This window comes from Streptomyces sp. NBC_00459 (assembly GCF_036013955.1).
In the GTDB taxonomy this organism is placed as follows: domain Bacteria; phylum Actinomycetota; class Actinomycetes; order Streptomycetales; family Streptomycetaceae; genus Streptomyces.
Genome location: NZ_CP107903.1, coordinates 5,378,539 through 5,400,555 on the forward strand (window position 1 = coordinate 5,378,539; position 22,017 = coordinate 5,400,555).

Annotated in this window: 22 protein-coding genes; 9 read left to right on the forward strand and 13 right to left on the reverse strand. The window is 70.5% G+C overall.

From position 1 onward, the window contains the following. Positions 1-30 precede the first annotated feature (30 nt). Positions 31-918, reverse strand: a complete 888-nt coding sequence (locus tag OHN74_RS23720) for an aminoglycoside phosphotransferase family protein (RefSeq protein ID WP_327696570.1) — start codon at positions 916-918, stop codon at positions 31-33. Positions 919-951: 33 nt separating this feature from the next. On the opposite strand from OHN74_RS23720, the gene OHN74_RS23725 reads away from it, so the two are divergent. After that, complete coding sequence (locus tag OHN74_RS23725; RefSeq protein WP_327696571.1) at positions 952-1,605, forward strand: rhomboid-like protein; 654 nt, start codon at positions 952-954, stop codon at positions 1,603-1,605. A gap of 11 nt (positions 1,606-1,616) precedes the next feature. After that, positions 1,617-3,038, forward strand: a complete 1,422-nt coding sequence (locus OHN74_RS23730; RefSeq protein ID WP_327696572.1) for an NAD(P)/FAD-dependent oxidoreductase — start codon at positions 1,617-1,619, stop codon at positions 3,036-3,038. Between the two features lie 21 nt (positions 3,039-3,059). On the opposite strand, the gene OHN74_RS23735 is transcribed toward OHN74_RS23730, so the two are convergent. After that, positions 3,060-4,040, reverse strand: coding sequence for a zinc-binding dehydrogenase (locus tag OHN74_RS23735; protein ID WP_327696573.1), 981 nt, complete (start codon positions 4,038-4,040; stop codon positions 3,060-3,062). An 81-nt stretch (positions 4,041-4,121) separates the two neighbouring features. Further along, positions 4,122-5,360 (reverse strand): NAD(P)-binding protein, encoded by a 1,239-nt coding sequence (locus OHN74_RS23740; RefSeq protein WP_327696574.1) that lies wholly within the window; start codon positions 5,358-5,360, stop codon positions 4,122-4,124. Between the two features lie 154 nt (positions 5,361-5,514). On the opposite strand from OHN74_RS23740, the gene OHN74_RS23745 reads away from it, so the two are divergent. Beyond that, a complete protein-coding gene (locus OHN74_RS23745) occupies positions 5,515-6,222 on the forward strand; it encodes a pentapeptide repeat-containing protein (protein WP_327696575.1) in 708 nt (235 codons plus the stop codon). Between the two features lie 33 nt (positions 6,223-6,255). On the opposite strand, the gene OHN74_RS23750 is transcribed toward OHN74_RS23745, so the two are convergent. The 4 genes from OHN74_RS23750 to OHN74_RS23765 form a co-directional block, all read right to left on the reverse strand. Then, the gene (locus OHN74_RS23750) at positions 6,256-6,756 is read right to left on the reverse strand and encodes a hypothetical protein (RefSeq protein WP_327696576.1); all 501 of its coding nucleotides are present in this window, start codon (positions 6,754-6,756) and stop codon (positions 6,256-6,258) included. A 112-nt stretch (positions 6,757-6,868) separates the two neighbouring features. Continuing rightward, positions 6,869-7,771, reverse strand: a complete 903-nt coding sequence (locus OHN74_RS23755; protein ID WP_327696577.1) for an SgcJ/EcaC family oxidoreductase — start codon at positions 7,769-7,771, stop codon at positions 6,869-6,871. 5 nt (positions 7,772-7,776) lie between these two features. Next, the gene (locus OHN74_RS23760) at positions 7,777-8,424 is read right to left on the reverse strand and encodes a hypothetical protein (protein WP_327696578.1); all 648 of its coding nucleotides are present in this window, start codon (positions 8,422-8,424) and stop codon (positions 7,777-7,779) included. 221 nt (positions 8,425-8,645) lie between these two features. Further along, a complete protein-coding gene (locus OHN74_RS23765; RefSeq protein ID WP_327696579.1) occupies positions 8,646-9,221 on the reverse strand; it encodes a TerD family protein in 576 nt (191 codons plus the stop codon). A 185-nt stretch (positions 9,222-9,406) separates the two neighbouring features. Here OHN74_RS23765 and arfB point away from each other — a divergent pair, with 185 nt between their 5' ends. Continuing rightward, the gene (arfB, locus tag OHN74_RS23770) at positions 9,407-9,844 is read left to right on the forward strand and encodes an alternative ribosome rescue aminoacyl-tRNA hydrolase ArfB (RefSeq protein ID WP_327696580.1); all 438 of its coding nucleotides are present in this window, start codon (positions 9,407-9,409) and stop codon (positions 9,842-9,844) included. Positions 9,845-10,074: 230 nt separating this feature from the next. On the opposite strand, the gene OHN74_RS23775 is transcribed toward arfB, so the two are convergent. Then, the gene (locus tag OHN74_RS23775) at positions 10,075-10,542 is read right to left on the reverse strand and encodes a GNAT family N-acetyltransferase (RefSeq protein WP_327696581.1); all 468 of its coding nucleotides are present in this window, start codon (positions 10,540-10,542) and stop codon (positions 10,075-10,077) included. A gap of 60 nt (positions 10,543-10,602) precedes the next feature. Next, on the reverse strand, positions 10,603-11,094 hold the full coding sequence (locus OHN74_RS23780) for a flavin reductase family protein (RefSeq protein ID WP_443060570.1): 492 nt from the start codon (positions 11,092-11,094) through the stop codon (positions 10,603-10,605). 445 nt (positions 11,095-11,539) lie between these two features. Here OHN74_RS23780 and cdgB point away from each other — a divergent pair, with 445 nt between their 5' ends. Both cdgB and OHN74_RS23790 read left to right on the forward strand, forming a co-directional pair. Continuing rightward, on the forward strand, positions 11,540-13,270 hold the full coding sequence (gene cdgB, locus OHN74_RS23785) for a diguanylate cyclase CdgB (protein WP_327696582.1): 1,731 nt from the start codon (positions 11,540-11,542) through the stop codon (positions 13,268-13,270). A gap of 205 nt (positions 13,271-13,475) precedes the next feature. Further along, positions 13,476-14,477 (forward strand): CBM35 domain-containing protein, encoded by a 1,002-nt coding sequence (locus OHN74_RS23790; RefSeq protein WP_327696583.1) that lies wholly within the window; start codon positions 13,476-13,478, stop codon positions 14,475-14,477. 118 nt (positions 14,478-14,595) lie between these two features. Here the strand turns inward: OHN74_RS23790 and nagA are convergent, their stop codons facing one another. Then, positions 14,596-15,726, reverse strand: coding sequence for an N-acetylglucosamine-6-phosphate deacetylase (nagA, locus tag OHN74_RS23795; RefSeq protein ID WP_327696585.1), 1,131 nt, complete (start codon positions 15,724-15,726; stop codon positions 14,596-14,598). A gap of 134 nt (positions 15,727-15,860) precedes the next feature. Further along, the gene (locus OHN74_RS23800) at positions 15,861-16,808 is read right to left on the reverse strand and encodes an ROK family protein (RefSeq protein ID WP_327696586.1); all 948 of its coding nucleotides are present in this window, start codon (positions 16,806-16,808) and stop codon (positions 15,861-15,863) included. 123 nt (positions 16,809-16,931) lie between these two features. Between OHN74_RS23800 and OHN74_RS23805 the strand changes: the two genes are divergently transcribed. From OHN74_RS23805 to otsB, 3 genes are all read left to right on the forward strand, one after another. Next, positions 16,932-18,194, forward strand: coding sequence for an extracellular solute-binding protein (locus OHN74_RS23805; RefSeq protein ID WP_443060434.1), 1,263 nt, complete (start codon positions 16,932-16,934; stop codon positions 18,192-18,194). A gap of 86 nt (positions 18,195-18,280) precedes the next feature. Then, positions 18,281-18,514, forward strand: coding sequence for a DUF3263 domain-containing protein (locus OHN74_RS23810; protein WP_327696588.1), 234 nt, complete (start codon positions 18,281-18,283; stop codon positions 18,512-18,514). Between the two features lie 105 nt (positions 18,515-18,619). Then, positions 18,620-19,465 carry a trehalose-phosphatase gene (gene otsB, locus OHN74_RS23815; protein ID WP_327696589.1) on the forward strand — a complete coding sequence of 282 codons (846 nt, stop codon included), beginning with the start codon at positions 18,620-18,622 and terminating at the stop codon, positions 19,463-19,465. On the opposite strand, the gene OHN74_RS23820 is transcribed toward otsB, so the two are convergent. Together OHN74_RS23820 and OHN74_RS23825 are read right to left on the reverse strand one after the other, a co-directional pair. Continuing rightward, positions 19,455-20,864, reverse strand: coding sequence for an alpha,alpha-trehalose-phosphate synthase (UDP-forming) (locus tag OHN74_RS23820; protein WP_327696590.1), 1,410 nt, complete (start codon positions 20,862-20,864; stop codon positions 19,455-19,457). The two genes, otsB and OHN74_RS23820, sit on opposite strands and share 11 nt — an antisense overlap. 124 nt (positions 20,865-20,988) lie before the next feature. Next, a complete protein-coding gene (locus OHN74_RS23825; RefSeq protein WP_327696591.1) occupies positions 20,989-21,933 on the reverse strand; it encodes a glucosyl-3-phosphoglycerate synthase in 945 nt (314 codons plus the stop codon). Positions 21,934-22,017 lie beyond the last annotated feature (84 nt).

A 22,017-nucleotide genomic window follows, 5' to 3' on the forward strand; every position in this document is an offset into this window, starting at 1 on the left:
CCGTTGTGGGGCGCCGTGGGTCGCCACGGGTCAGGCGTGGCGCAGTCGGCGCGCGATCTCCAGGTCCGGTTCCTCCAGCGGGTCGCCGTCCTCGATGTTCCACAGGGCGTTCTGGAGTATCCGGGCGAGGGTCCATGCGCGTGCTCGTTCCCGGTCCAGGGACAGGGCGTCCGTGAGGGCGTCGAAGCGCCAGATGATGTCGTCGGGGTCGAAGCGGTTGTTGATGGCCGGCCAGAGGTCGAAGGCGGGGTCTCCGGCGAGGGGTTTCGGGTCGATGGCGAGCCAGGGGGCGCGGGTGGCGGCGAGGACGTTCTCGTCGTGGAGGTCCCAGTGGAGGAGGCGGTCGCCGGGGTCGGGGGCCACTTCGCGCAGGGCTGCCGTGCAGTCCTCGAGGAGGGTGCGGGTTACGGGATCGGGGATCCGGTGGAGGGCTTGTGGTGCTTCGTTCAGCATTGCTGTCGCGATGTCGCCGAGGCGGCGGATGCCCGGTGGGGCCGGTATGGCTGTGAGGTGGCTCAGGAGGCCGGCGATGACGAGGGTGGCTTCGTGGGCGTCGGGGTGGTGGGACAGCATCCGGGTGTGGTCGAGGCGTTCCAGGAGCATCGTTCCGGTGGTGGGGTCGTGGTCCAGGAGGCGTACCGCGTGGTCGCCGTTCCAGACGCGCAGGGCGGTCGGCTCGCCCTCGCTCTCGTCGTCCAGGAGTTGGAGTTTGAGGACGGCCGGGGTGTCGTCCGGGCGGCGGACGGGGAGGACCAGGGCTGTTACGCCGTGCATGGCCCGGCCGTCGACGCGTAGGTTCCAGCGGTCGAGGAAGTCGTTGGTGCGGGTGGGGAGTGCGGTGATGAAGGCGCGGCCTGCTTCGCCGTTGTACTTGAGCTGTGTGGCGGCCAGTTCGTCGGGTACGGGGATGCGGATCACTGGCCGACTGTATGTGCGTGCGTAAATTGGGGCATGCGATTTCCGGTGGGCCCGCGTGGGGTGTGGGCGTACGTCCGTAGTGCTCCGGGCACCTACGTGTGGCTGCTGGTCCTGTTCTTCACGACTGTTGCGGTGCATCACATGTCGGCGGAGTTCCAGGAGGAGTTCCTGCGGCAGCGGTCGACGAACATCAATGAGCTGTCGGACCGTCCGGTGCGTGTGCTGATCTCCAGTGCGATGTGGATCGACGGGTGGTGGACCCCGTATCTCGTGCTGTATTCGGTGTTTCACGCGTCGGTCGAGCGGTGGTTGGGGACCGTGCGGTGGCTTGTGGTGTGTGTGAGTGCTCATGTGCTGGCGACGTTGGTGAGTCAGGGTGCGGTGTGGCGGGCGATCCGTGATGGTTCGGCGCCGGCGTCGGCGGCGGACACGATGGATTTCGGGGTGAGTTACGGGCTGGCGGGGGTGGTGGCCGTGCTCGCGTATCGGATCGCCCGGCCTTGGCGGTATGCGTATGCGGTGGGTGTTCTCGGGGTGTACGGGGTGCCCCTTTTCGTTTCGCGGACGTTCACCGATCTGGGGCACTTCACTGCGGCGCTGATCGGGTTCGGCTGCTGGCCGTTGACGCGTGGGAGGGGTGCGGAGGTGCGGAATCCGAAGGAGACACCGGGGGTGGTGAGGCGTTAACGTCCGGCGCTATGAGCAGCGCGGATGGCGATTCGGGTGCGGTCGGTGGGCCTGTCAACGGCGGGGTTTCGTTCTGGTACGCGCAGGACGGTCTGCCTGCCCTGCGTGCGCCTCTCGCGGGGGACGCGACGGCGGATGTCGTGATCGTCGGGGGTGGGTACACGGGGTTGTGGACGGCGTACTACCTGAAGAAGGCGGCGCCGTTTCTCCGGGTCGTCGTGCTGGAGAAGGAGTTCTGCGGGTACGGGGCTTCCGGGCGTAACGGGGGTTGGCTGTACAACGGGATCGCGGGGCGGGACCGGTACGCGCGCGTGCATGGTCATGAGGCCGCCGTACGGCTTCAGCGGGCGATGAACGACACCGTCGGCGAAGTGGTGCGGGTGGCCGCGGAGGAGGGTGTCGACGCCGACATCCGTCGTGGGGGTGTGCTGGAAGTCGCCTGCACGCCCGCTCAGTTGGCGCGGCTGAGGGACTTCCACGAGGTGGAGGTGTCGTACGGGGAGGACGACCGCGAGTTGTACGGCGCCGAGGCGACGGCGGAGCGGGTGCGGGTGGCGGGTGCTCTGGGGTCGTCGTGGACGCCGCACGGCGCGCGGTTGCATCCGGTGAAGCTGGTCCGGGGGCTTGCCGCGGCTGTCGAGGCGTTGGGTGTTGTCGTTCGTGAACGGACGCCGGTCACGGAGATCCGGGCGGGGCACGCGGTCACGCCGTACGGGACGGTTCGGGCGCCGTATGTGCTGCGTTGCACGGAGGGCTTCACTGCCTCGTTGAGGGGGCAGCGGCGGACCTGGCTGCCGATGAACTCGTCGATGATCGCGACCGAGCCGTTGACGGACGAGCAGTGGGAGTCGGTCGGCTGGGAGGGGCGGGAGGCGCTGGGGGACATGGCGCACGCGTACATGTACGCGCAGCGGACGGAGGACGGGCGGATCGCGTTGGGTGGGCGTGGGGTGCCGTACCGGTTCGGGTCGCGGACGGACAACGACGGGCGTACGCAGGCGGCGACGGTGGAGGCGTTGCGGGAGATTCTCGTGCGGTTCTTTCCCTCGCTGGGTGATGTGCGGATCGCGCACGCGTGGTCGGGGGTGTTGGGGGTGCCGCGGGACTGGTGTGCCACGGTGACGCTGGATCGGTCGACGGGGCTGGGGTGGGCGGGGGGTTATGTCGGCTCCGGGGTCGCCACCGCCAATCTGGCGGCGCGGACGCTGCGGGATCTCGTGCAACTCGATTCGGGTCAGGCGGGGCGTACCGAGTTGACCGGTCTGCCGTGGGTGGGGCATCGGGTGCGGAAGTGGGAGCCGGAGCCGTTGCGGTGGTTGGGGGTGCGGGGGATGTACGCCACGTATCGGGCGGCGGATCGGCGGGAGTCGGCCGGGGGTGGGGAGCGGTCGTCGCGGTTGGCTCGGGTGGCGGACCGGGTGGCTGGGCGGTAGGTGGTGGCAGGGGGTGGCTGGTTACGGCTCCAGTACGACCTTGCCCGTTGTGGCGCGGTTTTCGAGGGCGTGGTGGGCGGTGGCCGCGTCGGCCAGGGGGAAGCGGTGTACGGCCGGGGTCAGGCGGCCGGTGGCGGCTTCGGTGAGGGCGCGGAGTTCCAGGGTGCGGAGGGGGTTGGGGCCGTCTGTTTTCGCGAGCATCGCCGGGCCGAGGATCTGTTGGGAGACGTTCTCGACGAGGTAGGGGCCGCCGGTGTGGATCCCTTCGGCGGACCAGCCGAAGACGAGGTGTTGTCCGGTGGGGGAGAGGAGGGCTGTGGCTTCGCGGGCGATGTCGCCGCCCACGCCGTCGAGGACGAGGGTGGCGGGTCGGCCGCCGAGGTGGGCGCGGACCTTCTGCGGCCAGGCGGGATCCGTGTAGTCGACGGCGAGGTCGGCGCCGTTCGCGGCGACGAGGGCTGTCTTGGCCGGGCCGCCGGCCAGGCCGATGACGGTGGCGCCGGTGTGTCGGGCGTACTGGACGAGGAGGGTGCCGATGCCTCCTGCGGCGGCTGGGACGACGGCCACGGAGTCGGGGCCGAGGTCGGTGAACTGCAGGATTCCCATCGCCGTACGCCCGGTGCCGATCATTGCGACGGCCTGGGCGAAGTCGAGGCCGGCCGGGATTTCGTGCAGGCGTTCCATGTCGGTGACGGCGAGTTCGGCGTATCCGCCGGGCTGGAAGCCGAGGTGGGCGACGACGCGTTTGCCGAGCCACAGGTGCGGGGTGCCTTCGCCCAGGGCGTCGACGGTGCCGGCGACCTCGCGGCCGGGGATGGTCGGCAGCTGGGCGGGTGCGGGTGCGGGGCCCTGGACGCCCTCGCGGAGGGCTGTGTCGAGGAGGTGTACGCCGGCTGCGGCGACGGCGATACGGACCTGGCCGGGGCCGGGTGTCGGGTCCTGGACCTGCTCGTAGGTGAGGTTCTCGGCGGGGCCGAAGGTGTGCAGGCGGATGGCGTGCATGCGGGTCTCCCGGGTGTGTTTCCCGGTGTGTGGCCGGGTGGGTGGTTCGGCGTGGTGCCGTGGGAGTCCCACTTTTCGACCTCAAGCATGCTTGAGGTCAAGGGGGTTGGGAGGGTCGAGGCGGTCGTGGTTTCGTCGGGTGTCCAGTGCCAGCGCCAGTGATACGGCGGTCAGCGCGCTGTTGAACGAGACCTCGGCGAGGACGCCGGGGGCGGCGACCTGATCGCCCGCGAGGTAGACACCGTTGCCGCGTTGGATCGCGGGCCGGTCGCGCCAGCTCGTCCCGGGGTGGTCGACCGCGCCGGTGCGGCCGTTGGCGGTGGCTTCGCGGCGCCAGGTGACGCGGTCGCGCCAGCCGTCGAAGGCGAGATCGAGCAGTTGTTCGGCGCGGGCGATGCCCTCGGCGCGGGAGGCGTGCGGGCCGATCGGGAACTGGCCCTGCAGAAGCTGTTCGCCGGCCGGGGCGAGGGTGCGGTCCTGTGCGGTGAAGCGTTCCAGCCAGCCGGGTGCGTCCAGGTCGGAGACGACGAAGGGGTCGCCGCGCCGGGTCCGCAGGGCGAGGTCGAGGAGGACCGTACGGGTGCCGGGCCAGGTGAGGGTGTCGTCGCGCAGAAGGCGCCGGGCGGCGTCGAGGGAGGTGGCGACGATGACGGGGGTGTCCTTGGGGAGTGTGTCGACGCGGGACAGGGTCTCCATCCGTACGCCCAGGTTCCAGGCGCGGGCGGCCATGCGGTCGATCACGCTGGCCCAGCCGCCACGCGGGTAGTGGGCCTCGGGCGGGAGGGCGGCGGCGCGGCGCAGCCGCTCCTGCACGAAGGCCGCGGACAGGGTGCCGGGGTCGTGGTGGAAGAGGGCGACGGCTGAGTAGTGCGCGGCGGCCCGGGCGCCTCTTTCGCCCGCCTGCTCGGTGGCCCAGGTCATGAAGTCGACGTCCACGGGCGCCTGTTGGGCGCTGTGGCGGAGCAGCTTCAGCATCGCGAGGGGTGGGGTGCGGCGCAGGGCGCCCTGGTGGCGGAAGTGGAAGCGGGCGGCTTCGAGGGGCGGGAGCGGGGCGAGGGGGCCGATCAGGTCGCGTCGGGTGAGCCAGGTCCAGTGCGGGCCGCCGCTGTAGAGGGCGTGCGGGCCCTCGTTGGTGCGGTACGGCTCCTCGGCGGTGCGGCCCCGGCCGCCGAGGGTGTGATGGGCCTCGTACACGGTGACCTTGGCGCCCGCCTCGGCGGCGGCGATGGCGGCGGTGAGGCCGGCGAAGCCGCCGCCGACGACGGTGAGCGGGGTGCGGCTACGGGTTCGGGTTCGGGTGTGAGTACGGACCGGGTGCATGTCTGCGTCTCCCTGTGGTGGGCGCCTTCGCCTTGCTGCCTTCTGCTTTCCGTCGGTACGACGGATCGCGGGGGCGGAATGTGACATGGGGGTGGCGGGAGATGGGTTTGCGCAGGTCAGGGGGATTGTCAGTGGTGAGGTGCAGGATGGGGGCATGGCGAGGCGAGTGGTGGGTGGCGTGGGCGGAGCGGGTGGTACGACGGGTTCCGGGTCCGGGGTGAGGGCGGCTCGGCGGCCGGAGGTGCGGTTGCCGGTGCTGGAGCCGTTCGGTGGCGGGGGGTTGGAGGCGGACGGGGACTACGACGGGCTGGAGTTCCGGGAGATCGACCTCGCCGGGCAGGACGGCGGGGGTGCCCGGTTCATGGACTGCGCGCTGACGGGGTGTGCGCTGGACGAGACACGGCTGCACCACGCCCGGCTGCTGGACTCGGTCCTCACGGGCATACGGGGGGTCGGCACGAACCTCGCCGAGTCGACGCTGCGTGATGTGGAGCTGGTCGATGCCCGGCTGGGCGGGGTGCAGTTGCACGGGGCTGTGCTGGAGCGGGTGGTGGTGCGTGGCGGGAAGATCGACTATCTGAACCTGCGCGAGGCGAAGCTGAAGGACGTCGTCTTCGAGGGGTGCGTGCTGGTGGAGCCGGACTTCGGGGGCGCGGTGCTGGAGCGGGTGGAGTTCGTGGACTGTGTGCTGAAGGGGGCGGACTTCAGCGCCGCGCGGCTGAGCGATGTGGATTTGCGGCGGGCCGCTGAGCTGGGGTTCGCGCGGGGGGTGGACCGGTTGGCGGGGGCGGTGATCAGTCCGGTGCAGCTGCTCGATCTGGCGGAGGTGTTCGCGGCGGAGTTGGGGGTGCGGGTGGAGTAGGCGGGGGCGGGATTCCCGGGCTGTCGCTGTCGGTCAGGGCACCCTCGGGAAGCGTGCCTGGAGGGTCCAGATCGCCGGGTTCTCGCCGAGCGCGTCGTGCAGGTCGGTCAGGTCGGCCAGTACGTCGTGGAGGAAGTCCCGTGCCTCCTTGCGGAGTTCCGCGTGGGAGAAGTTGAGCGGGGGCTCCTCCGCCGGCATCCAGTCGGACTCGATGTCCACCCATCCGAAGCGGCGCTTGAACAGCATGCGGTCGGTGGACTCGGTGAAGTCCAGTTCCGCGTACTGGGGACGGGAGGCGCGGGAGCCCGCGGGATCCTGGTCCAGCTGCTCCACGATGTCGCACAGCGCCCACGCGAAGTCGAGCACCGGCACCCATCCCCAGGCTGTGGACAGTTCCCGGTCCGCCTTGGTGTCGGCGAGGTAGACGTCTCCGCAGAACAGGTCGTGGCGGAGTGTGTGGACGTCCGCGCGGCGGTAGTCGGTCTGCGGGGGGTCCGGGAAGCGGTTGGAGAGGGCGTAACCGATATCGAGCACGGAGGTGATGGTGTCACGACGGGATCGGCGCCCGTGAACCTGTGTCCCCGCCCCACGAACCGGGCGGGCGAACAGGCCCACGGGCAAGGAATCAGACCTCGGATCTCAGACCTCAGGAGTCTCCCGGCGTGCGCGGCCCGCCGAATCCGTGTTCCGAGAGGTCGAACCAGTTGCCCTCCGGGTCCATCGCGCGGTACTCGGCGAAGGGACGGTCGGTGAAGCGCTCTGCCGGTTTGTCCGCGCCCTTCTCGATCAGTGCCGCCGAGGTGGCCGCCGTGTCGGCGATGTGGAAGCCGAAGTGGTTCATGCCGACCGGGGTGTCGCCGTCGAGCCGGTGCTTGATGAGGGCGAGGGAGAGGTGGCCGTCGGAGAGGAAGCAACTGCCGTCGGGGTCACGGTGGAACAGCTCCATCGAGAAGACGGAGCTGTAGAACTCGGCCAGCCGCTCAGGGTCCCGGGCCACGATGGCGAGGTGCCGCATCTTCGGGCGGCCGGTCTCGGTGGGGGCCTTCGCCGGTTCGGAGGCGACGGGGGCCGCCTTGGCGGGCTCGGGTGCGGCGGATCCGGCGGGCGCGGTGGCCGGGATCATGTTGTGGAAGGCGACGACCTGCCAGAGGTCGGGGCCGTCGTGTGTCCCCGTCCGTTCGACGACGGCCAGGGCGTGGGTCGAGGCCAGGGCCGTGCCGTCGGCGGCGCGGACCGTCGACTCCGCCTCGACCGTGGCGAGGCCCGGGCGCAGGTGTCGTACGGCCGTCACCCGGGCGTCGAGGCGGGTGCCGGCGTACTGGGTGCGGAAGAGGCGGTCGTGGCCGGCCTCGATGCCCGCGCGGCCCGGCGGCTTGTCGCCTCGTACGGTCGTGAAGTCGCAGTCCGTCGCGAAGCTCGCGGCGAACAGCGTGGCGTCGCCTGCCGCCCAGCCGCGGGCCATGGTCTCCCACAGGGCGCGGATCGCGTCGTCGGCGGGGTCGCTGCTGCCGTTGGCGCCGATGGTGGGACTGCCGTTGTGTGTCGTCATCGTGGTTATACCCCGACCTTGGTTCGTGTGCGGATGCGTAGGGGGAGTTCGGTGCAGGCCCTGTCCGGGGCGGCAGTCGGGGGCGGGGACCAGGCGGCCAGGGCGTGGTAGAAGACATCGCCCCGGCGTTCCAGGTAGCAGACGATGTTGATGGGCCAGGCCGTGTTGCGGAAGGTGTGCTCGTCCATCGGGGTGGGGCGTTCGCTGAGGACGAGGGTGCGTTCGTGCGGCGGGCCTATCCGGTGCCAGTCGGGGTGCATGTGGATGGAGCCGAGCAGTTCCAGGCCGAGTGCCTCGGCGTCGTGGGAGGCCTTGAGGAGATCGCGGGAGTCGATCCACCAGCCGCGGTGCTCGTTCTCGTACGCCGGGCCGAACCGGGGGACGATCGTCTCGCTGAACTCGAGGCGGGCCGCCGGGTCGGAGGAGCGGGCGTTGCGGCCGAAGGCGACGCGTTCGATGTGCAGCGTGCCGGGGCCCGGGGTGCCGAGCAGGAGTGCGAAGCAGGGGAGGGGGGCGTCGGCGGTGATGAGCTGGTACTCGCCGACGGCGGCGGCGAGGAACTCGTCGAGGGCCTGGTTGTCCATCAGGACGGTGGGGGGAGCACTGCCGGGGCTGGTTCCGGGCGGACAGTGCTCGTCCGATAAGGACGGCATGGGTGAGGGGTCTCCGTCTCTCGTAAGCGTAGATCGTGGGCTTCTGTCGTTCGGGGGCTTACGAGGGGGGAGCGTAGGGCGCCTGTTCTTGAAGTTTCCAGCAGTCTTCGGAAGCCTGGGGATATCCCTATGTGCGGGCGCGCGAAAGCCCCCGGTCCAAGCGCCAAAACTCGCGCTCGGCCGGGGGCTTTTCAGCTGCCTTGTGCGGCTCGGGTGTCGGCTCAGACGCTGACGCCGAAGTCCTGGGCGATGCCCACGAGGCCCGAGGCGTAGCCCTGGCCGACCGCGCGGAACTTCCACTCCGCGCCGTTGCGGTACAGCTCGCCGAAGACCATCGCCGTCTCCGTCGCCGCGTCCTCCGACAGGTCGTAGCGGGCGATCTCGGCGCCGCCGGCCTCGTTCAGGATGCGGATGTAGGCGTTGCGGACCTGGCCGAAGTTCTGCGAGCGGTTCTCCGCGTCGTAGATCGAGACCGGGAAGACGATCTTGTCGATGTCGGCCGGGAGGCCGGCGAGGTTGACCTTGATCGCCTCGTCGTCGCCCGCGCCCTCGCCCGTGCGGTTGTCGCCGGTGTGGACGATCGTGCCGTCCGGGGTCTGCTTGTTGTTGAAGAAGACGAAGTGGCCGTCCGAGAAGACCTTGCCCGTCGCGTTGACCGCGATCGCCGAGGCGTCGAGGTCGAAGTCCGTGCCGGTGGTGCTGCGGACGTCCCAGCCGAGGCCCACGGTGACGGCGGTCAGGCCCGGAGCCTCCTTGGTGAGCGAGACGTTGCCACCCTTGGACAGGCTTACAGCCATTGTTGGGAGTCCTTCCCTCGTTGACGTACGTGCGTGCGGTGCGGTGTCCCTTACGGGACGAAGCTACCGTCACTCCCATGAACGCCGACGGGGGTCCCGAAGGTTCCGCGTCTTTACTTTCTTTACCTTCCGTGACGGCTGTCGTGGCGAAAACGGGGTGACGTGGACCGGACAGCCGCGCGACCATGGTGGGCATGTCCGGTCCCTACCTCATCCGTGGCTCCGTCTCGCTCCCCGAGGCCGAGCTCATGTGGCGTTTCTCGCGGTCCGGCGGGCCGGGCGGGCAGCACGTCAACACCAGTGACTCGAAGGTGGAGCTGAGCTTCGACCTCGCGAACACCGAGGTGCTGCCCGAGGTCTGGAAGCAGCGCGCGCTGGAGCGTCTCGCCGGCCGGCTCGTCGACGGAGTCGTCACCGTCCGCTCCTCCGAGCACCGCTCGCAGTGGCGCAACCGTGAGACGGCCGCCGTACGTCTGGCCGCCCTCCTCGCGGAGGCCACCGCACCGCCGCCCAAGCCCCGTACCCCGACCCGAATCCCGCGCGGAATCAACGAACGCCGGTTGCGGCAGAAGAAGGCACGCGCGGATGTGAAGCGGGGCCGTACGGGACGGGACTGGGGTTAGTCGGTGACCGGTCGTCGACCGGGTGGCGGATGAACGATCGTGAATTTCCGGACGGGCGGGAAAAAGAACCGCGGAACCGCTCCGGAAAAGAATTTCTCGCCGAGTGATTCGAATCCCGCCGAAGTCATCTGGGTGCCGTCACCGACCGAATGCTCGGTTCGGCCCGGCGCCGGGCGCCGGGGGCGAGTCCCGTCATTCACGTTCGTACACGAAAAGGTCGAAGCGGTCGGCTAGGTGGGTTTCAGTACCCCGACCGTCTGGCCGCCGCTGGTCTCTCCGGTGGGGCTGAAGCCCAGGCCCAGGTAGAAGGGCTCGGGGCCGGTCGGACCGGGGTGCCAGGTGACGTAGAGGTCGGTGCCCCCGCGGCGGCGGATCTCGGCGGCGACGGACTCGACGGCGAAGCGGCCGTAGCCCTTGCCCTGTTCGTCGGCCGCGATGTTCAGGCGCCACAGGCCGGAGCGCAGGTCGGCGCCGGTGCCGTCCCAGGCGATGTCGAAGAAGGCCATGAGAAAGCCGACGGGCCGCTCGCCGTCGAGGATCAGCCGGGGCCAGGCGGTGCGCGGATGGATGTACGCCTCGGCCAGCGACTTCACGACCGGGTCGACCGCGTGTTCCTGGTCCGGGCGGACCCGTACGGCGACGGCCGCGTCGAAGTTGTCGGAGCTGATCCGCTCCAGCCGGAGCGTGTCGTTCGTCATACGGGCAAAGTTAAGGCGCCCGGCACCGGTGTGACCAGGGAGTTTCCCGTCAGCCCGGCTTCAGCCCAGCTGTCGGTAGCGGCCGCGGAAGTACGCCAGGGGGCCGGCGTCCGCGTTCGGTGCGGTAGCCGTCAGGACGCGGCCGATCACCAGGGTGTGGTCGCCGGCCGTCACCAGCTGTTCCGTCCGGCACTCCAGGGTCGCCAGGGCGCCGCCCAGCAGCGGGGCGCCGGACGCCTCGCCCCGGACGACCGGGAGGTCCTCGAAGAGGAGGCGGTCGCTGATGCGGTTCTTCATCGCGAACCGGCCCGCGATGTGCCGCTGGTTGTCGGAGAGGACGGAGACCGCCCACAGGGGCTGCTCGGCGAGCAGGTCGTCCATCCGGGAGCCCTCGCGCACGCTGACCATGACCAGGGGCGGGTCCAGGGAGACCGACAGGAAGGCGGTCGCCGTCATGCCGACGTCCTCACCGCCGGGTGCGTGCGGGTCGTCCGGGTCGAGGGATGGCTCCTGCGCGGTCACCAGGACCACTCCCGAGGCCAGGCGGGACATCGCGGCGCGGAAGTCGTCGTTGCTCACTCCACCAGGATGCCCGGCGGGAGCGGAGACGGTGGTGGCGCGGGGGGCGGTAGCGACGGATGTGGTGGACACGGTGGGTACGGCGGAGGGAGTCGGCACATGGAAAAGCTATTCGCCGCTCCTGTGTCGCCGCATCGGACCAGCGCCCGAACCCGGACCTAGGACTCCGGACCGACGCCCAATGATCGGGAACGGCCCCGCCGACTTCTCCCCGGCCGTATCCTCGCTCGTAGTATCCGCACGGATACAAAGTTTGCGTTCAGTAAACGCACAGGGAGAACTCAGAAACTCCACTCAATTGCTCATCTTTCGTTGTGACTTGAGTCACAGGTGACCTTTTTTGTTGACCCTGTGTACCGAGTGGGCAGCGCGCTGTGATTCAGTGGCGGGAAAGGTGAGGTAGGCGGAAGGAGGGCAAATGGAGACCGACCAGGAGCCGTATGTCCGTCTCGCGACCTTGCGGCAACTGCACCAGGTCATGGCGGACATGAACACCGCGCGCAGTCTGGCGGACACCCTTCAGACCGTCGCCGACGGCGTCGTCAACGGCCTCGGCTACGAGTTGGCGTGCGTCAACCTCGTCCGCCCCGACGGCGATCTCGTCGTCGCCGCCTTCGCCGGGAACTCCGCCGCCGAGGCCCTCATCACCGGCCGGGTCGGCTCGCGCGACTCCTGGGAACGCCGGCTCGCCATGGGTGAGACCTGGGGCGACCTGGTCTTCATACCGCACACCGAGGGCTGGGTCCTCGACGACGACGACGTCCCGCAGTGGTACACCGACGGCCCCGCCCCCCGCTTCGAGGACGAGTGGCACCCCTCGGACCGGCTCTTCGCCCCGATGTTCACCCCGAGCGTGCCCGGCGGCACCTGCGGCGAACTGATCGGCGTGCTGTCCGTGGACCGGCCGCGCAACGGCCGCCGGCCGGGCGCATGGGGCAAAGAAGCGCTCCAGATGTACGCGTTCCAGGCAGCCATCGCCATCAGCAACGCACGTCTACGCGCGAATATGCAGCGGGCACTGGTCAGACTCGAACGTGAGCAGCAGGCGCTGCGGGCCAGCGAGGAAAGCTTCCGGCAGGCCTTCGAGTACGCCCCCTCCGGCATGGCCATCGCCGAGATGGGCGGCGACCAGCACGGGCGAATACTCCGCACCAACGACGCCCTGTGCCGACTGCTCGGCCGCCCCGCCTCCGCGATGCGCCGCTACTCCTTCTCCGACCTCGTGCACCCCGAGGACATAGGCACCCTGCTGCGCACCTCCGCCGAGGGCGGGCGCACCGAACTCCGGCTCGCCCGCCGGGACGGCACGTATCTGTGGGTGTCGCTGCGCAACTCCGTCGTCGCGGACGCCACCGACGGCCCGCGCTTCCTGCTCACCCACGTCGAGGACATCGAGGAGCGCAAGCGCCGCGAGCTCCAGCTCGCCCACCGCGCCTCCCACGACTCCCTCACCGGTCTGCCCAACTCCGCCGAACTGCGCGCCCGGCTCAGCTCCCGCCTCTGTCAGCGCCCGCAGACGACGGCGCCCGGCCTGGTCGAGTCGGTCGACGCGGCCTACGGCCACGGTCAGCTGGACCCCTACGGCACGCACGACCAGTACACGACGGCGCCGGCGCCCGTGCCGGACGGCGGACTCCAGCCGTACGACGTGAACGGCCACGGTTTCGACTTCCGCACCGCCCCCGAGGCGTACGGCGCGTACGACCACCACGTCCACACCGTCGCCCCCGAGGGCGAGCAGGACGACGGGACGAAGGGGCTGGCGGTCCTCTTCTGCGACCTCGACGGCTTCAAGTCGATCAACGACCGCTTCGGGCACAACGCCGGTGACGCGGTGCTGATCGAGGTGGCCCGGCGGCTCAGCGGGGCCGTGCGCGACGGCGACACGGTGGCCAGGCTCGGCGGCGACGAGTTCGTGGTCCTCGCCGACGGCCTCGGCCGGGCCGACGCCCAGGACCTCGCCGTACGTCTGCGCAACGAGATCATCCAGCCCGTCAGGGTCGACGGCCGCGCGATGCGGGTCGGCGCGAGCTTCGGCATCGGGTGGGCACACTGCGGGATGACGGCGGACGAAGTCCTGAAGTCGGCCGACGAGCGGATGTACATCGAGAAACGATCCCGTCCCAAACAGCACCGCCGCGCGGGATGATCACCAGATCAGTGGCCCTGTGCGGCCCTGTAGCGATCTTGTAGCGGCTCTGTGCCGCCGGAGTCACCCGTTTGGGGCAGTGGGAGCGGGTAGGCTCGCTATTCACATTGCATGTTTCGCATTGCGTGTTTCCAGGACCTCGCAACACCTTGTGGTCCCCACCCCCGCAGTAGTCCCACCCCGCACCTGTTGAGGAGACCAAGGGATGACGCCCGGCAACAGCGGCGCGAGCACGCCCGAGGACGAAGATCCGTTCGGCTACCTGTACGAAGACGGGCGGGCCAACGGAGCTCAGCCGCCGAGCAGCGGCTACGGCTACCCGAACTCGGTCGGCCGGGTGCGGCCCGTCGGCGAGCGCCAGTACAGCCCGCAGGCGGCCCCGGGGCAGGCGCCCGGCCAGGGCCAGCAGCCGGCGTACGGCCAGACCGCCCCGACCGCGCAGTACGGCCAGGCGATCCCGCAGCAGCAGGGGGTGTACGGCGGCACGAACACCCACTACCAGGCACCCGAGGCCTTCGGCGGCGGCCCCGCGGCCCCGCAGCAGCCCGCGTACAGCAACGGCGGCGGCAGAGGCGGACGGGGCTCGGGCCCCAACACCAAGGGACTGCTGATCGGTGCCATCGCGGTGGTCGCCGCGGTCGTCATCGGTATCGGCGTGGCCATGATGGGCGGCGACGACAAGGAGAAGGGCACCGAGGCCGACCCGACCCCGACGACCGGGCAGAGCGCCGAGCCGAGCCCGTCGAGCACCAGCTCGGTGGCGGCCTCGGGCGAACTCCCCAAGATCGACGCGAAGGCCCTGAAGCTTGAGGGCGGCACGACGGTGACGTCCGAGGTCAAGGGTGCGCAGGCGGCCGACGGCATCTACGTGGCGGGGTTCAACCAGGTGGGCGCCTCGGTGACCTGGACCATCAACGGCATCCCCAAGTCCGGCAAGTACAGCGTGTACGTCGGCTACAGCGTCCCCGGCAAGGACGCCACCGCCACCCTCGCGGTCAACGGCACGGCTTCCGACACGCCCGTCGACCTGAAGAACTGGACGGGCGCCGCCGAGGGCGACTACGCGAAGGGCTGGACGAAGACCTACAACTACGTCCAGCTCAACAAGGGCACCAACACCATCAAGATCTCGTGCGAACAGGGCAACCAGTGCGACGCCCTGCTCGACCAGATGTGGTTGGTGGAGGGCTGGGTCAAGTCCAGCTGAGCCCTACCGAAGTGGTGTAACGGCCGCGGCGGCCACCGGAAGCGAACGCTTCCGGTGGCCGCCGCGGCCGGTTTCACGCCGAGGTGGCCTCACCCTTCTCGCCTGCTCGCCCCTGCGGTCAAGGCAGTTGGGGCTTCACCACCCAACTTCCCTTGCGCATCACTCCCTTGACCGTGAAGTCCGCGTCCAGCAGGACCAGGTCCGCGTCCTTGCCCGGTTCCAGGGAGCCCACCCGGTCGTACATCCCCAGCAGCCGGGCGGGGTTGGCGGACAGGGCGGCGACCACGTCCGTGACCGGGAGCCGGTCGACGGTGACCGCCCGCTTGAAGGCGCGGTCCAGCGTGAGTGTCGAGCCCGCGATCGAACCGCCCTCGACCAGCCGCGCCACACCCTCGCTGACCTCGACCTCCAGCGGGCCGAGCAGATAGCGGCCGTCGCCGAAGCCGGCCGCGTCCATCGCGTCGGTGATGAACGCCACGCGGTCCGCGCCCGCGTGGTGGAACGCGAGTTGGAGGGCCGCGGGGTGCAAGTGCGTGCCGTCGTTGATGAGTTCGACGGTGACGCGGTCGTCTTCGAGGAGAGCGGTGATCGGGCCGGGGGAGCGGTGGCCGAGGGAGGGCATCGCGTTGAAGAGGTGCGTGGCGACGGTGGCGCCCGCGTCGATGGCCTCCACTGTCTGCTCGTACGTCGCGTCGGTGTGCCCGATCGCCGCGAGGACACCGTGCTCGACGAGCAGCCGTACGGAGTCGAGGCCGCCGGGGAGTTCGGTGGCGAGGGTGACCATGCTGGCCCGGCCGCGCGCCGCGTCGATCAGCTTGCGGACCTCCGCCGGGTCCGGGTCGCGCAGCAGCGCCTCGGAGTGGGCGCCCTTGCGGCAGGGCGAGATGAAGGGGCCCTCGAAGTGGACGCCGGCGATGTCGCCCTGTTCGGCGAGTTCGGAGAGGAGGCCGGCCTGGGCGGTGAGGGTGTCCATGTCGCCGGTGACGGTGCTTGCGACGAGGGTGGTGGTGCCGTGGGTCCGGTGGGTGTGGACGCCCTTGAGGATGTCCTCCGCGGTGCCCGAGGTGAAGGAGGCTCCGCCTCCGCCGTGGTTGTGGAGGTCGACGAAGCCGGGGATCAGCCAGTGGCCGCTCACGTCGATCTCGTGGGCGTTCTCGTGCGGGCGCTCGGTGAACTTGGTTCCCTCGACGGTGAGTTGGGCGCCGTCGGTGATTCCCGTGGGGAGTACGGCTTTGGCGCCCCTGAGCACCAGGTTGTGGGGAGTGTGCGGGCCCGTGGGGGCTGGTCGCGCAGATCCCCGCGCCCCTGGGTGGGCTGCCGCTGAGTCCGTTGCCATGGGTGCCGTCGCCCTGGCTGGGACCCCGGCCCTTGGGTTTGTTGCCATCAGGCGGATGCCTCCGTGAGGTCGGGGTCGGTAATGGTCAGGAGATCCCACGCCAGCAGGCCCGCGCCCAGGCAGCCTGCCGTGTCTCCGAGGGCTGCGGGGGCGATGACCGGGAGCTTCTGGAAGGTGATCCGTTCCTGGACGGCGGTGTGCAGCGGTGTGAACAGGGTGTCCCCCGCTTCCGCCAGGCCGCCGCCGATGATCAGGGTGCGGGGGTCGAGGAGGGTGAGGGCGGTGACCAGGCCGTCGGCGAGGGCGTCGATCGCGTGCTGCCAGACCTGGCGGGCGAGCGGGTCGCCGGAGTCGACGGCCCTGGCGCAGTCCGCCGCGTCCGCGCCCGGGGTGCCGGACGCGGCGGCCCACGCCTCGCTCACCGCCGACGCCGACGCGTACCGCTCCAGACAGCCGCGCCGGCCGCACGGACACGGGATCCCGCCGGGCCGTACGACGATGTGGCCGATCTCGCCCGCGAAGCCGTGTGCGCCCGCCTCGACCCGGCCGTCGATGCCGATCGCGCCCGCGATTCCGGTGCCGAGGGCGACGAAGAAGAAGCGGTCCGCTCCCTGGCCGGCCCCGAGCCGGCCCTCCGCGAGCCCGCCCGTCCGGACGTCGTGGCCGAGGGCGACCGGCAGGCCCAGCCGTTCCGTGAGCAGGTCGCGCAGGGGTACGTCACGCCAGCCGAGGTTCGCCGCGTAGACGGCGAGGCCGCGGTCGGCGTCGACGATGCCGGGGACGGAGACTCCGGCGGCAGCGGCGCTCTCGCCGAGGTGGGCGATGCCGTGGGCGCGCAGGTCGGCGGCGAAGCCGAGGATCTCGGCCACGACGGCTTCGGGGCCGCGCTCGCGTCCGGTCGCCCGGCGCGCCCGGTGGAGCAGGGCGCCGTCCGGCCCGATGAGGGCGGCTTTCATCGCGGTGCCGCCCACGTCGAGGGCGATGACATGTCTCACGGGAACAGTGTGGCCCGTAGACCCGGAAGAGGTCTAGTCCACTTACGTGGTGTAGACCTTATATGGCGAAGAAATTGAACGTACCAATGAACATGTATGTGAACGACGAGTTGGGATTCTGTGGTGCAGCGGCGTAGGACAGGCATGATCGCGGCGGTGTCCGCCCTCGGGATGACGGCGGTACTCGGCGGCTGCGGAGGAACCGGCTCGGGTGAGGTCACCCTGAAGCTGGTCGCCGCCGACTACGGCGACTCCGGCGCCAACAGCTCCCAGAAGTACTGGGACAACCTCGTCGCTGAGTACGAGGACACCCACCCGGACGTGCGGGTCGACGTCAGCGTCTACTCCTGGAACGACGTCGACCGCAAGGTCAAGGAGATGGTCGCCGCCGGTGACACACCCGACCTGGCGCAGATCGGCGCATACGCCGACTACGCGGCCAAGGGCGAGCTGTACCAGGCCGACGACCTGCTCTCCATCCCGACGCAGGCGGACTTCGTCGCCCATCTGGCCGACGCCGGAAAGGTCAGCCGCACCCAGTACGGCATGCCCTTCGCCGCCTCCACCCGCCTCCTCTTCTACAACAAGAAGCTCTTCACCGAGGCCGGCCTCACCCCGCCCACCACCTGGAGCGAGCTGGCGGCCGACGCCGCCGCGCTGAAGGAGGAGGGTGTGCGGTACCCGTACGCCCTCCCGCTCGGGCCCGAGGAGGCGCAGGCCGAGGCGATGCAGTGGCTGCTCAGCGGCGGTGACGGCTACACCAGCGAGGTCGGCACCTACGGCATCGACTCCCCGCAGAACATCAAGACGTTCACCTGGCTCAAGGACGAACTCGTCGACAAGGGCCTCACCGGGCCCGTCGCCCCGGGCAAGCTCAACCGGGCCGCCGCCTTCGCCGCCTTCGCACGCGGTGAGGTCGGCATGCTCAACGGCCATCCCTCGCTGATGAAGACCGCGGCGGCCAAGGGGGTGGACGTCGGCATGGTGCCGATGCCGGGCCAGAAGGACTCGACGCGGTCCACGATGGGTGTCGCCGACTGGATGATGGCCTTCAAGAAGAACGGCCACCGGAGCGAGGCCGGCGACTTCCTCGACTTCGTCTACGACGAGAAGAACGTGCTCGCCTTCTCCCGCGAGTACGACCTTCTGCCGGTCACCACCTCCGCCTCGAAGACCATGTCCACCGCCGCCCGGGACAAGGACCTCGCCCCCTTCCTCGAAGAGCTCCCGACCGCCCAGCTCTACCCGGTCGGCAAGACGTCCTGGGCACAGGTCAGCGCGGACATCAAGGAACGGATCGGTACGGCGTTCACGACGGACGGCGACCCGGCGACGGTCCTCACCGACCTGCAGAAGCAGGCCAACTCGGAGGAGAGCGCCGAGTAGGCGGGCAGGGCATCGAGCGGGCCACGGCGGCGGAGGAGGCCGCACAGTGAATCCGGATGTCAGCGGCGGGGGCTACGGTTTCTTCCATGGACGGGGAGCAGCTGGAGCGACGGGAACAGGACATTCTCGCGCTGGAGCGCCGGGGGTTCACGGGGCCGGGGGCGAAGGAGCGGGCGATCCGGGAGGAGCTGGGGTTGGCGCCGGTGCGCTACTACCAACTGCTCAACGCGCTGCTGGACGACGAGCGGGCGCTGGCGTGCGATCCGGTGACGGTGAACAGGTTGCGGAGGGTGCGGGAGGCCAGGCGGGGGGAGCGGTAGGTCACGCCACCTGGGGGCTGTGCCCCCAGACCCCCCTTCGCGCTGAACGCGCTCGTCCTCAAACGCCGGACGGGCTGAAGGGTGCTGCCCGATAGGGTCGCACCCATGGACTCCCTGCCCACACCTCTGACGCAGGCCGGCCGTGACGGGCTGGATGCCGTCCTCGCGAATCCCGCCGGTGCCGTCGTCGTCCTCGACTTCGACGGGACCCTCGCTCCGATCGTGGCCGACCCCGAGCAGGCCCGCGCCCACCCCGACACGCTTCCCGCCCTCTCCGCCCTCGCCCCCGAGGTCGCCTCCGTCGCCGTCCTCACCGGCCGGCCCGCCGGTGTCGCGGTCCGGCACGGAGGTTTCGCGGGTGTGCCCGGTCTGGAGCACCTCGTAGTCCTCGGCCACTACGGCACCGAACGCTGGGACGCCGTGACCGGCACGGTCAGCGCCCCCGCCCCGCATCCCGGCGTCGCCGCCGTCCGCGCCGAACTGCCCGGGTTCCTCGAACGGTTCGGCGCCTGGCAGGGCACCTGGATCGAGGAGAAGGGCCGGGCCGTCGCCGTCCACACGCGGCGCGCGGCGGACCCCCAGGCCGCGTTCGAGGCCCTGCGCGAGCCCCTCGCCGACCTCGCCACCCGCCACGGACTCATCGTCGAACCTGGCCGCCTCGTACTGGAGCTGCGCCCACCCGGCATGGACAAGGGCGTCGCCCTCCAGGAGTACGTCCGCGAGACCGGCGCCACCTCCGTCCTCTACGCGGGCGACGACCTCGGCGACCTCCCGGCGTTCGCGGCCGTGGAGAAGCTCCGCCAGAACGGCATCCCGGGCTTGTTGGTGTGCAGCGGCAACGCCACCGAGGCGGTGACGGAACTGGCGGAACGCGCAGACCTGGTCGTCGACGGCCCCGCGGGCGTCGTACAGCTGCTGACGGCCCTCGGCCGGGCGGTCGTCAGTCGCTGAGCGCGTTCAGCTGATCCAGGAACCACTGGGCCGGCGGCAGCGCGGTCGCCGCCGCGGCCAGCCGCTTCGTGCGCTCCGCCCGTTCGCCGGCCGGCATGTTCAGCGCCTCCTCCAGCGCCCGCGCGGTCTGCGTCACGTCGTACGGGTTCACCACGATCGCGTCGTCGCCCAGCTCCTCGTACGCCCCCGCCTCCCGTGACAGCACCAGCGCGCACCCCTCGTCGGAGACCACCGGGATTTCCTTGGCGACGAGGTTCATGCCGTCGCGGATGGGGTTGACGAGGGCCACGTCGGCGAGCCGGTAGGCGGCCAGGGAACGGGCGAAGTCGTCCTTGACGTGGAGCACGACCGGGGTCCAACCCGGGCTCCCGAATGTCGAGTTGATGTCGTCGGCGACCCGCTGCACCTCGGCCGTGTAGTCGCGGTAGACGGCGAGATCCTGCCGGGAGGGGTACGCGAACGCCACGTGGACCACCCGCTCCCGCCACTCCGGGCGGTCCTCCAGCAGCTGCCGGTACGCCAGCAGGCCCCGCACGATGTTCTTCGACAGCTCGGTACGGTCCACCCGCACGATCGTCTTCCGGCCGTCCCCGCCGATCTCGGCCCTCAACGCGGCCATCCGCTCCTCGACGTCCGGCTCGTGCGCGCGCCTGCGCAGGAAGTCCGCGTCCGCGCCCAGCCCGTGCACCCCGATCCGCGTGTCGCCGACGCCGCCGACCAGGTCCGTACAGCAGGCGGTGAACGCGTCGGCCCACCGCCGGGTGAGGAAGCCGAGGCGGTCCGCGCCGAGCATGCCGCGCAGGAGCTGCTCGGAGATGTCGTACGGCAGCATCCGGAAGTAGTCCGCCGGTGCCCACGGCGTGTGCGAGAAGTGGCCGATGCGGAGGTCGGGGCGCAGCTCGCGCAGCATCCCGGGGACCAGGCTCAGGTGGTAGTCCTGGACCACCACCGACGCGCCCTCCGCCGCCTCGTCCGCCAGCGCCTGGGCGAACGCGCGGTTGTAGGCCTCGTACGACGCCCACCGGCGCCGGAACTCCGCGTCGAAGACCGGCTCCAGCGGGGTCTGGTACAGCATGTGGTTCACGAACCACAGCACTGAGTTGGCGATGCCGTTGTACGCGTCCTCGTGCACGTCCGCCGGGATCGCGAGCATCCGTACGCCCGCCTCGGCCTCCCCGCGCCGTACCGCCTCGCGGTCGCCGTCGCCGAGGGCCGAGCAGACCCACAGGGAGTCCGCGTCCGACCCGATCGCCGACAGACCGGAGACCAGCCCGCCGCCGCCGCGCCGGGCGTGCAGCGAGCCGTCCTCACGGACCTCGTACGTGACCGGGCCGCGGTTGGACGCGACCAGCACTCGGTATCCGCCCGGACCACTCTGCACACCTTGCGTCGAAGCCATACGCCTCAACCTAGCCCGGCCCGGAAACACTCAAACGTACACATGTACGCCTCAGCCGTATACAAGCCCGCACAGGAGGACCGGTAGCGGTACCACTACCGGTCCCACCTGTGCCTGTACCGGCCTACGCGGCTTTCCTTCGCGCGTACTCCGCGACGTCCGCCATCGGCGGGCGTTCCTCCGTGTCCACCGAGTACGTACGTGGCTCGAAGCCCTCCTCGCCGCGCTCGAACTGGGTGATCGAGGGGCGGATCAGATGGCCCCGGGCCAGCCGGAGCTGTGCGGTGCGGTAGATCGCGGCGGACATCCGGCCCAGGGCCTGGCCGTCCTGGTGGCGGTGCTTGCGCACACCCACGTCCACCTGCGCCAACGCGTCCAGGCCGACCAGGTGCAGGGCGTCGATCAGCATGCCCAGCTCCACGCCGTAGCCGACGGGGAACGGGAGCTGTTCGAGGAGCGAGCGGCGGGCCGCGTACTCACCGCCGAGCGGCTGGACGAAGCCGGCCAGCTGCGGCCAGTGCATGTTGAGGAGGGGCCGGGCCATGAGTTCCGTCACCCTGCCGCCCTGGCCGGCCGCCTCGCCGAGCGGACGGTCGTACATCGCCTTGACGAGGTCGACACCCGGGTCCGTGAGCAGCGGGCCCACGATCCCGGAGACGAAGTCGGACGAGAACTCCTTCAGGTCCGCGTCGATGAAACAGACGATGTCCCCGCTGGTGACCAGGAGCGAGCGCCACAGCACCTCGCCCTTACCCGGTACGGCCGGGAGGCGCGGCAGGATGTCGTCGCGGTGGACGACCCGGGCGCCCGCCGCGGCGGCCACCTCGGAGGTGCGGTCGGTCGATCCCGAGTCGATGACGACGATCTCGTCGACGAGCGGGACCCTCAGCATCAGGTCACGGCGGATGACGGCGACGATCTCGCCGACCGTCTCCTCCTCGTTGAGCGCGGGCAGGACGACACTCACTGTGGCGTTCGAGGAACGCTTCGCGGCGACGATCTTCTTCAGCGGGCGGTCGTCAACGGACCAGGAGCGGGTGTTCAGCCAGCGCTCGGCGTCTTCCAGCACGTGCGGCTCTCCCTTACGTTGCATGGGGAGAAGCGCGACCCGCCGCGGCAGCGGCTGATGTCGCGGTATCTCGCGGTTCGGACG